Genomic DNA, 12,639 nt, shown 5'->3' with positions numbered 1-12,639 from the left:
ACGCCCCGACTGGCATATAGGAATGTTCCATCCCAAAACGGCTATTCATGACCTGACACCAAGCGAAGCGGGGTCAGGTCATGCCCACATCGAGCCCTTTCCGCACCAAGACGGTCGAGCAGTCGATCCGTGACACCGAGGATCCCGAACACGGGCTCAAACGCGCCCTCTCCGCCCTGGACCTGACGGTCTTCGGCGTCGGCGTCATCATCGGCACCGGCATCTTCGTGCTGACGGGCACCGTCGCACGGGACACCGCGGGGCCGGCGGTCGCGCTCTCCTTCATCGTGAGCGGCGTCGTGTGCGCGCTCGCGGCGCTGTGCTACGCGGAGTTCGCGTCGACGGTCCCGGTGGCGGGATCGGCCTACACGTTCGCGTACACCTCGATCGGCGAACTGCCCGCGTGGATCATCGGGTGGGACCTGATCCTGGAACTGGCCCTCGGCGCCGCGGTGGTCGCGGTCGGCTGGTCCGGCTATGTGCAGTCGCTGCTGGCGTCCGCCGACATCACGCTGCCCAACGCGATCAACGGCGGCACCGACGACGACTGGGGCTTCAACCTCCCCGCGTCGCTGCTCGTGCTGCTGCTGACCGTGATCCTGGTCTTCGGCGTCAAGCTGTCGTCGCGCTTCACCGCGCTGATCGTCGCCATCAAGCTGACCGCCGTGCTGCTGGTCATCTTCGCGGGGCTGTTCTACATCAAGGGCGACAACTACTCGCCGTTCATCCCGGACAAGCAGCCGCCCGCCGACACCGGAGGCGGCCTCAAACAGCCGCTCATCGAGTGGGCGAGCGGTTTCGAGCCGTCGGCGTTCGGCGTCATGGGCATCTTCTTCGGCGCCGCCACGGTGTTCTTCGCGTTCATCGGCTTCGACATCGTCGCCAGCGCCGCGGAGGAGACCAAGAAGCCGCAGCGGGACCTGCCCATCGGCATCCTCGGCTCGCTCGCCATCTGCACCCTGCTGTACGTCGCCGTCTCGATCGTGGTGACCGGCATGCAGAAGTACACCGAACTGTCGATCGACGCGCCGCTGTCCGACGCCTTCAAGGCCGTGGACGCGGGCCACTGGGCCTGGTTCGTCAACATCGGCGCGGTGGCCGGCCTGATGTCGGTCACGATGATCATGCTGCTCGGCCAGAGCCGGGTGTTCTTCGCGATGAGCCGCGACGGGCTGCTGCCGAAGTTCTTCAGCGAGACGCACCCGGTGTACCGGACGCCGTACCGCTCCACGATCGCGCTCGGCATCGTGGTCGCGGTGGTCGCGGGCCTGATCCCGCTCAAGGAACTCGCCGAACTGGTCAACATCGGCACGCTGTTCGCGTTCGTGGTGGTGTCGATCGGGGTCATCGTGCTGCGTCGCACGCGCCCCGACCTGCCGCGCGCCTTCCGCACACCGTGGGTGCCGGTGCTGCCGATCGTGTCGGTGCTGGCCTGCCTGTGGCTGATGATCAACCTGCCGGTCGAGACCTGGTGGCGCTTCCTGGTCTGGATGGCCGGTGGATTCCTCATCTACTTCCTCTACAGCCGCGGCAACAGCCGCCTGGGGGCGACGGCGACGGCCACCGAGCCGGGAGTGCCCGGGGTCTCGCCGGTCGTCGACGAGGAGATCCCCGGCGGCGCGCCCCCGGGACAGGTCCCGCCGCACGGCGACGGGCTGCCGCCGAGTGATCCGCGGCGGCCGGACGACGGGTCCTGAGCGGGGCGGCGTCGGCATCGCGGCATCGGCTGGGCCGGGGCGGCGGCCGGCGTCGGCCCGGAGGGGTCGGTCATGCCGTACGCGCCGACGCGGCCGCCGCGGCCTGGCGGCGGAACTCGCCCGGCCGCGTACCGCGCAGCCGCGTGAACGCCGCGCTCAGCGCGTAGCCGTCGCTGTACCCGACCCGCCGGGCGATGGCGGCGACCGTGTCGTCGGTACGCCGCAGCAGGTCCGCGGCGAGCGAGACGCGCCAGCCGGTGACGTACGTCATCGGCGGCTCACCGACCACGCGGGAGAAGCGCTGCGCGAACCCGGCGCGCGACACGCCCGTGCGCGAGGCCAGTTCGCCGACCGTCCAGGCGTAAGCCGGGTCGTCGTGCACCAGCCGCAACGCGTGGGCGATCACCGGGTCGCCGAGCGCGCGGTACCACGCCGGGGCGTCCGAGCCCAGGCCGTCGAACCACGTGCGCAGCGTGGACACCAGCAGCAGGTCCAACAGGCGGTCGAGGAAGACCTGCTGGCCCGCGCGGTCGACGGCGACCTCGCCGAGGAGCATGAGCATCAACGGGCAGTCCGCGCGGTCCGCCGGGACGACGACCACGTCCGGCAGCGTGGCGAGCAGGTGCGTGCTGATGTCCTCGTGGAGCTGGTAGCCCGCGGTCAGCAGCACCGCCTCGGCGTCCGGTCGGTCGCCCCAGGTGCGGTGGCCGAGTCGGGCCGACTCGGTGAGGTCACGGCCGAGTTCGTCGGTGCACCGGTCCTCGGCCAGGACCACGACGCGCGGCGCGGAGCCGGGGGAACAGGCGACGGTGAACGGCGCGGGACCCCGGACGATCGCCGCGGCGCCGGTGTCCAGGCGCACCGGGGCGCCTCCGTCGGGCAGCACCCATCCCGCGCCGCTCGGCATGGTGAGCAGCGTGAGCGGGGCGTCGTTGGCGAAGCGGATCGCCCACGGGGAGTCGAGCAGCGAACGGCAGAACATCGCCCCGTGCGCGCGCGAGTCGTACAGAAGGGTGGCCAGCGCGTCCATCCGCCCAGGATAGACACGGCGGTGGTCCGGGCGCCGGGCCGCGGGTTGGACGTACGCACATCGCACATGGACCCGTGAGCATTTGCCGTCCAGGTGTGCCGCGGTTGGCTGGACGCATGAACACATCACCGATTCTCATCCTCGGCGGCACCGGCAAGACCGGCCGCCACGTCGCCGAATCCGTGGCCCGGCGCGGCCACCCGGTGCGCGCGGTCTCGCGCTCGACGTCGCCGCGCTTCGACTGGCACGACCGCGACACCTGGAAGGAGGCGCTGGCCGGTGCCGCCGCGGTCTACCTCGTGGAGCCGGAACAGCCGGTCCCGCTGGGTGAGTTCAGCGCGCTCGCGGTCGAGATGGGGGTCGTACGCCAGGTCCTGCTCTCCGCCCGCAGCCGCGACGACGTACACGTGGAGATGAAGGCGGCCAGCGAGGCGGCGGTCCGCGAGTCCGGGGCCGAGTGGACTTTGTTGCGGCCTGCCTGGTTCCACCAGAACTTCACCGAATTTCCGCTGTTCTCCGGACCGTTGGCGGCCGGCGAGCTGCGGTTGCCGACGGGCGGCGGGCGCGAGCCGTTCATCGACGCGCGCGACATCGCCGAGGTCGCCGCGGAGGCGTTGACCGCGCCGGGTCACGCGGGACGGGCGTACGAGCTGACCGGGCCGGAGAGCCTGACCTTCACCGAGGCGGTCGACCAATTCGGCGCGGCCTTCGGTGTCCGGCCGCGGTTCCGTCCGGTGACCGAAGACGAGTACGCGGCCGAACTGCGCGGCGTCGGGGTGCCGGAGGAGTTCGTCGGCGTCCTGGTCAGCCTGTTCCAGGTGATCCGCGAGGGCGTGTCGGAGGGCGAAACGGACGACGTGCGCGAGGTGTTGGGACGCGAGCCGCGTTCGTTCGCGGCGTGGGCGGCGGAGGCCGTGGGCGGCGGGTGACGCGACGGGTGACGCGGCCTCAGGAAGTGCGCCCGCGTCAGGACGAGCCCGCAACCTCAGGGCACGCCCGCCTCAGGGCCCCGCCTCAGGACACGCCCGCCTCAGGACGTCCCCGCCGCCGCGCGGATTGCCTGCACCGCCGCGGTCGGCGCGTAGCCGTCCGGCACACCCTCGACCATGATGAGGTCGCCGTTGATGTGCCGGGTGCGCAGCGGGGCGATCTCGCGGTAGGCGGGCGAGTCGTACCAGGCCCGGGCCTCGGCGATGCCGGGGAAGCCGAGCATGACGAGGTGGCCCGGCCAGCTGCCCTCCTTCACCGCGTGCTCCGCGAAGTGGACGAGGTAGCGGCCGCCGAACGGCTCCATCGTGCCGGGAAGCCGCTCGATGTACTCGGCGATGTCGGCGTGCGGTGCGGCGTTCTGCAAGTTGGCGATGACGTACGCGGTCACGGGTGTTCTCCTCGGTCGGGCGGCCCACGGGGCCTGGCGGGGTGTTCCTGTCGTTGCATTCCGCAGGTCGAGAAGTTACGCGCGGGCGGGGGACGCGGAATCAGTCACGCATCGGTAGTCGCCGCGGGCGCACCCGCACCTATCCTGACGGCATGCCGCCGACCGCGCCGCTCCGCCGCCTGGTGCCGATCGCCGCGGCACTGTTGTCCGTTCCGCCGGTCGTCGGGGAGTTCGGCGACGACACCGCGCTCTCACTGTCCGGCCGGGCGTTCCTGCTGGGCGCGGGGCTGCTCGCCGGATGGGCGCTGGTCGGCGCCGGGCTGCTGCTCGGACGCCTCCTCGCCGCCGCGGCCGGGCTCGGCGTGCTGCTCGCCGGGGTGCAGGCATTGGACCACCCGGCGGCGTACGTCACCGGCAACCTCGCCGGGGCGCTCACCCTCGCGGCACTGGCGCATCTGGCGCTCACCACGGGCGGCCGGCTGCCGCGCCCGGTGGTCGCCGGGATCTACCTCGTGGAGACCGCCGCCGTGCTCGCCTGGCTGACCGGCTTCGCGCCGGGCCCCGCCGCGGTCGTGGTCGCCGCGTACACCCTCGTCCTGCTGGTCCTCTTCCTGGCGGGGCGGGACCGCTCGGTCCTCGGGTTGACCGGCGCGCTGCTCGTGCTGCTGCTCGGGATCCGGCAGGTCGCCCTGTTCTGGCCGGGACCGTACCGGCCCGCCGCGTCGGACGCCGTCGCCGCGGCCCTGTTCGTCGTGCTCGTCGCGTGGCCTGCCGCGTTGCTCGCGGGCCACGTCAACGCCCGGATCGCCGGATTGAGGGCGCGCCAACAGGCCCTGGCCGCAAGCCTGGTCACCGTCGGCGACGACACGCGCCGGACCATCGAGCGCGACCTGCACGACGGCGCCCAACAGCGATTGGCCACCCTGCTGCTCCTCCTCGCGGGCGAACGCACCGATGCGGCCTGGCACCAGGCTCGCGAGGACGTCCTGCTGACCCTCGCCGAACTGCGCGAGATCGCGCACGGCGCGTACCCGGCGGTGTTGGCCGAGGCGGGCCTCGTTTCGGCCCTGGAAGCGCTGGCCGAACGCTCGCCGGTGCCGCTGCGCGTCGCCGCCGACCCCCACTGGCCCGCGCGACTGCCCGAACCGGTGGAACGCGGACTGTACTTCGCCGTCGCCGAGGCCCTGGCCAACAGCGCCAAGCACGCGAGGGCCGGACAGGTGTCGGTCACCCTCACCGCCACCGACCGCACGCTGTCCGTCGAGGTGGCGGACGACGGCGCAGGAGGCGCAACGCTGGGACCGGCGTCGGCGCTGGCCGACCGTGCGGATGCGCTCGGCGCCCGGCTCAGCGTCACCAGCCCGCGCGGGGCCGGGACCGCGGTCCTCGTCGAACTACCCCGCGAGGTAGGCCAGGACGGCCAGCACGCGGCGGTGGTCGTCGGGGGACTTCGCTAACCCCAGCCGGGCGAAGATGCTGCGCACGTGCACTTCGACGGTCTTCGTGCGCAGGCCGAGCCGACGCGCCACCGCCGCGTTCGACAGGCCCCCGGCCATCAGGCCCAGCACCTCGCGCTCGCGTGCCGACAGCGCGGCGAGTGCCGCGTCGCCGTTCCGCCGGTGCAGCAGCCGGGCGAAGACCAGCGGGTCCACCACACACCCGCCGTCCGCGACGCGCCGCAGCGCGCCCAGCAGTTCGGCGGCGTCCGCGACACGGTCCTTGAGCAGGTAGCCCACACCGTGCGCGTCGTCGGACAACAGCCGGAGCGTGTGGTGCGTTTCGATGTGGTTCGACAGCAACAGCACTCCGGTCCCCGGGTGTTCACGCCGTATGCGCAACGCCGCCTCGACGCCCTCGCTGCGCTGCCCCGGCGGCATGCGCACGTCGACGATCGCCACATCCGGCACCGTCGCGGCCACCAGCTCCAGCAGTGACGGACCGTCAGCAGCGGTGCCGGCCACCTGGGTTCCGTGCTCCGCGAGCAGTCTGGCCAGCCCGTCGCGGAACAGCGCGCCGTCCTCGGCGATCACCACCCTCACGCCCGTGATCCTAAGTGCGGACCCTTACCCGGGCCGGGGGCCGGCCGGATACCCCGCGTGAACCGGCCCGGCCAGGCTGGACCGCGGCAGTCCTCCCTCCCTGCCACCCCACCCGAACCGCCGATCCAACGGGAGACCTAGTGCGCAGTCGGGCCGCCGGCCACGACGCCGGATCCGCCACCCGCCCGGCGATCAGCCTCGACGGGATCGCGAAGTCGTACGGCCGCGGCCGACACGCCACCGAGGCGCTGCGCGGCGTCAGCCTCGACCTGCCGCCCGGCTCCTTCACCGCCGTCATGGGCCCCTCCGGCTCCGGCAAGTCGACGCTGCTCCAGTGCGCCGCGGGACTCGACCGGCCCACCGCGGGGCGGGTGCTGATCGGCGGCACCGACCTCGCGCCGCTCGGTGAATCGCGCCTCGCCCGGCTGCGCCGCGACCGGATCGGCTTCGTGTTCCAGGGGTTCAACCTGCTGCCGACGCTGACCGCCCGGCAGAACATCGAACTCCCGATGCGGCTCGCCGGCCGCCGGCCCGAACCCGCGTGGCTGGCCGAGGTGGTGGAGCGCACCGGGCTGGGGGAGCGGCTCGGGCACCGGCCGGCCGAGTTGTCCGGCGGCCAGCAGCAGCGGGTCGCGATCGCCCGGGCGCTCGTCGTACGGCCCGAGATCGTGTTCGCGGACGAGCCGACCGGGGCGCTCGACCTGGCGTCCGGCCGCGGGATCCTGACCCTGCTGCGCGGCACGGTGGACGCCTGGGGGCAGACGCTCGTGATGGTCACCCACGACCCGGTCGCCGCCGCGTACGCGCACCGCGTCGTGTTCCTGGCGGACGGCCGGATCGTCGACACGATGGACGATCCGCGGGCGGACCGGGTCGCGGAGCGCATGACCCGGATGGGCGGCTGACCCGTGCTGCGCATCGCCCTCGCCTCGGTGCGGACCCGGAAGACCGCCCTCGCCGGCACCCTGGCCGCAGTCACCGTCACTGTCGCCCTCGTCACCGCCTGGCTGGGGCTGCTCTTCGCGGGACGGGCCGCGACGCCGTCCGCCGACCGGTTCGGGGCGGCGGCCGTGGTCGTCGAACCGGACCACGATTTCCAGTCCACGGACGGCGGCAACGTGACCCGGCTGCCGCTTGACCGGCCGATCGGACTGCCCGCGGCGCTCGTCGCGGACCTGCGCGGCGTCGAAGGCGTGCGCGACGTCCTGGCCGACACGCCGTTCCCGGCCCGGATCGCGGACCGGCCCGTGCACGCCGCGCCGGACGTCGCCGCGTTCAGCGGACACCCGTGGTCCGCGGCCGCCCTGACGCCGTTCCGGCTGAGTGACGGGCGGCCGCCCGAGGCCGACGGCGAGGTCGTCGTCGACGCCGCGACGGCCCGCGCGTTCGGCCTCCGCCCGGGGGCGTCCACCCGCGTCGTCACCCGCGAGGGGACGTCCGAGTTCCGGGTCGTCGGGATCGCCGCACCTGAGACCCCCGGCCTCTCCGGCGGCGGACTGCCGTCGCGCTCGGTGCTGTTCGTGTCCGACCCGGTCGCGGCACGGCTCGCCGGGACTCCCGGACGCGTCGCGCACATCGGTGTCCTCGCGCGGCCGGGCACGTCGGCCGAGAGCCTGGTCGCCCGCTTCAGGAGCGCCCTGGACCGACCCGGGACCGGGGTGAGCGTCAGATCCGCGGACACCGCCGCGGACGGCGGCGCCGCACAGGTCCACGCCCGCCTGCTCACCGGTGACGCGAAGAGCCGCGCGGGGGCTCCCGAGGTCGGCGGCCCGCTCGCGGACGCCACGCTCCTGTTCGGACTGATGGGCGGGGTGGGCGCGTTCCTGTCGGTGTTCGCGATCTCCGGTGCGTTCGGGCTCGCGCTGCTCGGCCGGGCCCGGGAGTTCGCGCTGCTGCGGGCGGTCGGAGCGACCGCCTGGCAGATCCGCCGCATGGTGTCCGCCGAGGCGCTGACCGTCGCGCTCGTCGCGGCTGTGCCCGGCTGTCTGCTGGGCGTTCTGGTCGCCCACGGGCTGCGCGAACTGCTGGTCACGCATGCCGACGTGCCCGCGGAACTCGTGGTCACGGTGGGGCCCGGCGCGTGTGCGGCCGGTGCCGGGGCGGGCGTCCTGCTCGCTCTCACGGCGTCGCTGACGGCGTCGCGGTACGCCACGAGGGTCCGCGCCGCCGACGCGCTGCGCGAGGCGGAGGCCCCCTCGCGCCTGGTCACCTGGCCGCGCGTGGTGGGTGCGCTGCTCGCGTTCGCCGCCGCCACCGCGCTCTTCGTGCTCGCGCAGCACCTCGGCGGCGAGGTGGGTGTCGCCTTCCAGACGCTGGTCCTGCTGCTGCTCCTGGTCGCCGCGCTACTCCTCGCGGCGCCGCTGACCCGCGTGCTCGAACCGCCGGTCGGCGGGCTCGTCGCCCTGCTCGGCGGGGCGACCGGCCACCTGGCCCACGTCAACTCGCGCGCCGCGATCCGGAGGGTGGCGGGGGCTTCGGCGGCGGTTCTGCTCAGCGTCGCGATGGCCGGCGAGGTCGTGCTGGTGGGTGCGGTGCTGGGCGACGTCACCGGACGCCAGGCGCGCGAGCGCACGGTCGCGGACCGGGTGCTCACCCCGGCCGACGCGTCCGTGGGCCTCCCACCCGAACTGCGCGGCGCGGTACGGGACATGCCGGGGGCGGCGGCGGTTTCGGCGACCCGCCACGGCACGGTCGTCTCCCGGGTCCTGGGCACGCCGGACGTCCTGCCCGCGGCCGCGGTCGACCCGGTCGCCGCCGACCGGGTGCTCGACCTCGGCGTGCGCTCCGGATCCCTGGCGGCCCTGGCCGGGCCCGGCACCGTCGCCGTCAGCCGCACGCACGCCGGCGAACACGGCTGGCACGTCGGCAGCCGCATCACGGTGACACTGGGCGACGGCACGACCGCGCGGCTCACGGTCGTCGCGGTGTTCGACCGGGCCCTCGGCTTCGCCGACTTCGTGTTCGCCGCACCCGCATTGGCCGGACGCACGGCCGCCGACCTCGACGACGCGGTGTTCGTGCGGGCCGCTCCCGGGCGACAGGCCGAACTGGACGCGGCGTTGGCGGCGTACGCCGAGGCACACCCGACCGTACGGGTGCGCACCGGTGGAGAGTTCGCCGCGGACGCCGAGACGGCGCTCGCGCGCAACGCGACGGGCAGCTACCTCGTGCTGGGCGTGCTCGTCGTCTTCACCGCGTTGTCCCTGGTGAACACCCTGGTGGTGGGAACCGCGGACCGGGCCCGCGAGTTCGCGCTGCTGCGGCTCGCCGGGGCGTCGCGGCGGCAGGTCGCCGCGACGGTGCTTCTGGAGACGGCGGTCGCCGCGGGGATCGGCACGATCCTGGGCACGGCCATCGCGTGCGTCACCCTCGCGGGTGCACAGGGTGCGCTCACCGGGACCGTCGCCCTGGACCTGCCCCTGGGGGACTACGCCGCGATCCTCGGGGGAGCGGCGGGGCTCAGTCTGCTGGCGAGCGCGATCCCGGTGGCGCTGACGCTGCGCTCGCGGCCGCTTGCCGCGTTGGCGGGGCGGTGAAGCGGCGGCGCCGGTACCAGGTCGGATCCCGGTACCGGCGTCGTCGGCTGGTGCGGTGCCGCCGCCGGGCGTGGCGGCCGGGTCGGCGGGGGTCGTCAGCGGCGGTCTACCAGAGCTGGTCGGTGTACGTGTCGCGGCCCGGAATGGTGGGGATCCACGGCGCCGCGAAGGTCACGGTGCCGATGCCGGACGCGTTGATCTGGTCCGCCCAGGCGCGGAACCCGTCCCAGCTGTCGCGCGGGTCGCCGCCGAGGAAGTAGAGCTGGAGGCTGCGCGTGGCCGCGTTCGGGTCCCGCGGGACGAAGGCGGGCGCGTCGTCGGCGAGCGGCACGGCGGTCCACGCCGCGACCGACTCGACCGCCGAACCGCTCAGGAACTTGGGCAGGTTCGCGTCGAACCACGCCTCCAGGTCCTCCTGGGAGACGCCCTCGGCACGCTGCACGGCCAGCGAGACGAGGCCCTCGTACCCGTGGTCCAGCGCGAGCTCGACCGGGACCGGGTCCTCGTCGCGGTACCAGCGGCGGTCGTGCAGGTACATGCCGGTGTGCGCGTGCGTGCGGTTCGGGAAGCCGCGGTCGTTCGAGTACAGCCAGTTGACCTGCTCGACCGCCCACGCGTTCCACTCGTCCCACTGGCCCTGGTTGACCCAGTAGATCGCGAGGTAGGAGCCCGCGTCGATCGCCGGGACGAGGTCGCTCTCGGCCGGGAAGCGCAGGTCCTTCAGCTCGCGCGTGGCGACCCAGCGCTTGCCGGCCAGCATGCCGGGGCCGATCATGCAGCCGGCGTAGAAGTGGTCGCGCTCGTACCACCGGTGGTACTCGACCTCGTGGCCGCGCTCCGGGTCGACCGCGGTGAACAGCATCCCGGTCGCGCGGATCGGGTACTCCTTGAAGCCCATGGTGTTCCTTTTCGCCGAAAGTCCTGGCTGACAGTACGTCAGATCTGATGCCGTGTCAGTACCCGCTGACTTGTCGGGGCCGTCGCGGACGTGCGGTCAGGCCGCCGCGTCATGGAAGCGCGACGTACGGTGCACGGGATCCGTGTCGATCTTGGGGATGACGTGCTCGCCGATCAGCCGGATCGACTCCAGCGCCTCGTCGATCGTCTGGCCTACCGGCAGCCCGAACGTCAACTGGTCCGCGCCCGTGCTCTCCCACCGCTTGCACTGCCGCAGCACGTCGTCGGGGTCGCCGCAGCACGTCGTGCCCTCGGCGAGCATCCAGTCCACGACCTCGGGCGTCGGATCCGGGATCAACTCGGGCCACACCGGCACGGTCGGCGGGTGCGGGAACGTGTCGTGGTAGCGGAACACCAGGCTCTGGAGGTACGTGTTGCGCGGCCGCATCATCACCTCGCGCGCCCGCTCGCGGTCCTCGAAGCAGATCGCGCTGCTCGTCACCATGATGTTGTCGTTGACGAACGCGCCGACCGGCTCCGCGTTGCGGATCTCCGACTTGTACGCCGCGAGCACCGGCTCCAGCTCGGCCGGCGACCCCACCGAGAAGCCGAGCACGCCGAGGCCCTTGCGGGCGGCCATCGCGTACGACGCGGTGTTGCCGGCCGCGTACCACATCGGCGGGTGCGGCCTGCGGTACGGCTTGGGCAGGATGCGCCGGGGCGGCAGGGACCAGTACTCGCCCTCGAAGCCCTCGTACTCGTCCTGGAGCCACATCTTCGGGAACTCGGCGATCGTCTCCTCCCAGATCGCCTTCGTCCCGTTCATGTCCGTCATGCCGGGGTGGAAGCCCAGGATCTCGTGGCTGCCCGCCCCGCGGCCGGTGCCGAACTCGAAGCGCCCCTGCGAGAGATGGTCGAGCATCGCGACGCGCTCGGCGACCTTGGCGGGGTGGTTGACCTTCGGCAGCGGGTTGAAGATGCCGGAGCCGAGGTGGATGCGCTCGGTCGCATGCGCGAGATAACCGAGTACGACGTCGTTGGCACTGATGTGCGAGTACTCGTCGAGGAAGTGGTGCTCGGTGACCCAGACGTACTTGAAGCCGGCCGCGTCGGCCGCCTTGACCAGCTCGATCTCGCCCAACAGCGCGTTGTGCTCGGCCTCCGGGTCGGTCTCGCGCACGCTGTCGGGGACATAGCCCTGAATGAAGATTCCGAACTCCATCGTGGTTCCCTTTCGCGTCGTCCTCGCGGTGTCCTCGCGTCGTCCTCGCGTGTCGGGCCGCCCCGGGGTGTCGGGCCGTCCAGGGCTCAGGGCGCCGGGGTGTCAGGCCGCGTTGCGGAGTTTGGTCGTACGGTGCTCCCGGTCGTTGTCGATCTTGGGGATGATGTGCTCGCCGAACAGGCGGATGGTGCGCAGTGTGCTTTCCGGGGTGTCGGCGCCCAGGCCCAGGGTGAGCTGGTCGACGCCGGCCGCCTCGTACTGCCTGACCGCCTTGATCGCGGTGTCCGGGTCGCCGACGATCATCGCGCCGGCGTCGGCGGCGAACTCCACCGCCTCGTAGGTCAGATCCGGAATCGTCTCGGGCCAGAACGGGATGCCCTCGGGATGCGGGAACGTGTCGTGGTACCGGAAGACGTTGCTGGTCAGGTACATCAGACGCGAGTCGACCGCGGCCCGGTACGCCTCCTCCCGCGTCTCCGCCACGAACCCGGTCGACGTCACCATCACGTTGTCGTTGACGAAGGCCCCGATCGGCTCGGCGCCGCCGATCTGCCGCTTGTAGTCGGCCACCGCCTTCTCGGCCTGCGCGACGTCGCCGATGGAGAAGCCGAGGACGCCGAGGCCGAGCTTGGCGGCCATCGCGTACGAACTCGGCGAACCGGCGGCGTACCACATGGCCGGGTGGGCCTTGCCGTACGGCTTGGGCAGGATGCGCCGGGGCGGCAGGGACCAGAAGCGCCCCTCGTAGCCCTCGTACTCGTCCTGGAGCCACATCTTGGGGAATTCGCGGATGACGTCTTCCCAGATGTCCTTGGTCTGGTTCATGTCCTCGATGCCGGG

The 12,639-nt window shown here is 72.8% G+C and carries 11 protein-coding genes; 5 read left to right on the top strand and 6 right to left on the bottom strand.

The window, feature by feature from the left end:
- The first annotated feature begins 80 nt into the window (after positions 1 to 80).
- On the top strand, positions 81 to 1,697 hold the full coding sequence (locus ACRX5S_RS34095) for an amino acid permease (protein WP_436777076.1): 1,617 nt from the start codon (positions 81 to 83) through the stop codon (positions 1,695 to 1,697).
- Between the two features lie 70 nt (positions 1,698 to 1,767).
- Here the strand turns inward: ACRX5S_RS34095 and ACRX5S_RS34090 are convergent, their stop codons facing one another.
- Positions 1,768 to 2,727: an AraC family transcriptional regulator gene (locus tag ACRX5S_RS34090; RefSeq protein WP_436777075.1), complete on the bottom strand. Its 960-nt coding sequence runs from the start codon at positions 2,725 to 2,727 to the stop codon at positions 1,768 to 1,770.
- Between the two features lie 116 nt (positions 2,728 to 2,843).
- Here ACRX5S_RS34090 and ACRX5S_RS34085 point away from each other — a divergent pair, with 116 nt between their 5' ends.
- On the top strand, positions 2,844 to 3,656 hold the full coding sequence (locus ACRX5S_RS34085; protein WP_436777074.1) for an NmrA family NAD(P)-binding protein: 813 nt from the start codon (positions 2,844 to 2,846) through the stop codon (positions 3,654 to 3,656).
- 101 nt (positions 3,657 to 3,757) lie between these two features.
- On the opposite strand, the gene ACRX5S_RS34080 is transcribed toward ACRX5S_RS34085, so the two are convergent.
- The gene (locus ACRX5S_RS34080; protein WP_436777073.1) at positions 3,758 to 4,105 is read right to left on the bottom strand and encodes a DUF1330 domain-containing protein; all 348 of its coding nucleotides are present in this window, start codon (positions 4,103 to 4,105) and stop codon (positions 3,758 to 3,760) included.
- Between the two features lie 152 nt (positions 4,106 to 4,257).
- Between ACRX5S_RS34080 and ACRX5S_RS34075 the strand changes: the two genes are divergently transcribed.
- Positions 4,258 to 5,562 (top strand): sensor histidine kinase, encoded by a 1,305-nt coding sequence (locus ACRX5S_RS34075; RefSeq protein ID WP_436777072.1) that lies wholly within the window; start codon positions 4,258 to 4,260, stop codon positions 5,560 to 5,562.
- Here the strand turns inward: ACRX5S_RS34075 and ACRX5S_RS34070 are convergent.
- The gene (locus ACRX5S_RS34070; RefSeq protein WP_436777071.1) at positions 5,500 to 6,144 is read right to left on the bottom strand and encodes a response regulator transcription factor; all 645 of its coding nucleotides are present in this window, start codon (positions 6,142 to 6,144) and stop codon (positions 5,500 to 5,502) included. The two genes, ACRX5S_RS34075 and ACRX5S_RS34070, sit on opposite strands and share 63 nt — an antisense overlap.
- A 140-nt stretch (positions 6,145 to 6,284) precedes the next feature.
- On the opposite strand from ACRX5S_RS34070, the gene ACRX5S_RS34065 reads away from it, so the two are divergent.
- Both ACRX5S_RS34065 and ACRX5S_RS34060 read left to right on the top strand, forming a co-directional pair.
- A complete protein-coding gene (locus ACRX5S_RS34065; protein ID WP_436777070.1) occupies positions 6,285 to 7,049 on the top strand; it encodes an ABC transporter ATP-binding protein in 765 nt (254 codons plus the stop codon).
- A 3-nt stretch (positions 7,050 to 7,052) separates the two neighbouring features.
- On the top strand, positions 7,053 to 9,680 hold the full coding sequence (locus tag ACRX5S_RS34060; protein WP_436777069.1) for an FtsX-like permease family protein: 2,628 nt from the start codon (positions 7,053 to 7,055) through the stop codon (positions 9,678 to 9,680).
- Between the two features lie 106 nt (positions 9,681 to 9,786).
- Here ACRX5S_RS34060 and ACRX5S_RS34055 read toward each other — a convergent pair whose 3' ends face one another.
- The 3 genes from ACRX5S_RS34055 to ACRX5S_RS34045 all read right to left on the bottom strand — a co-directional run.
- The gene (locus ACRX5S_RS34055) at positions 9,787 to 10,578 is read right to left on the bottom strand and encodes a hypothetical protein (RefSeq protein ID WP_436777068.1); all 792 of its coding nucleotides are present in this window, start codon (positions 10,576 to 10,578) and stop codon (positions 9,787 to 9,789) included.
- A 96-nt stretch (positions 10,579 to 10,674) separates the two neighbouring features.
- Complete coding sequence (locus ACRX5S_RS34050) at positions 10,675 to 11,799, bottom strand: LLM class flavin-dependent oxidoreductase (RefSeq protein WP_436777067.1); 1,125 nt, start codon at positions 11,797 to 11,799, stop codon at positions 10,675 to 10,677.
- Between the two features lie 102 nt (positions 11,800 to 11,901).
- Positions 11,902 to 12,639, bottom strand: a 738-nt coding sequence (locus tag ACRX5S_RS34045) for an LLM class flavin-dependent oxidoreductase (RefSeq protein ID WP_436777066.1), incomplete at its 5' end; no start/stop codon positions are given.

Origin of the sequence: Yinghuangia sp. YIM S09857, assembly GCF_051388915.1 — a bacterium.
GTDB lineage: Bacteria > Actinomycetota > Actinomycetes > Streptomycetales > Streptomycetaceae > Yinghuangia.
This window is presented reverse-complemented; position numbering and strand designations above follow the sequence as displayed.

Bases quoted from the DNA above. Each gene is read 5' to 3' on its own strand.
- ACRX5S_RS34095 (WP_436777076.1), top strand. From the start codon at position 81: ATGCCCACATCGAGCCCTTTCCGCACCAAGACGGTCGAGCAGTCGATC.
- ACRX5S_RS34085 (WP_436777074.1), top strand. From the start codon at position 2,844: ATGAACACATCACCGATTCTCATCCTCGGCGGCACCGGCAAGACCGGC.
- ACRX5S_RS34090 (WP_436777075.1), bottom strand. From the start codon at position 2,727: ATGGACGCGCTGGCCACCCTTCTGTACGACTCGCGCGCGCACGGGGCG.
- ACRX5S_RS34055 (WP_436777068.1), bottom strand. From the start codon at position 10,578: ATGGGCTTCAAGGAGTACCCGATCCGCGCGACCGGGATGCTGTTCACC.
- ACRX5S_RS34050 (WP_436777067.1), bottom strand. From the start codon at position 11,799: ATGGAGTTCGGAATCTTCATTCAGGGCTATGTCCCCGACAGCGTGCGC.
- ACRX5S_RS34075 (WP_436777072.1), top strand. From the start codon at position 4,258: ATGCCGCCGACCGCGCCGCTCCGCCGCCTGGTGCCGATCGCCGCGGCA.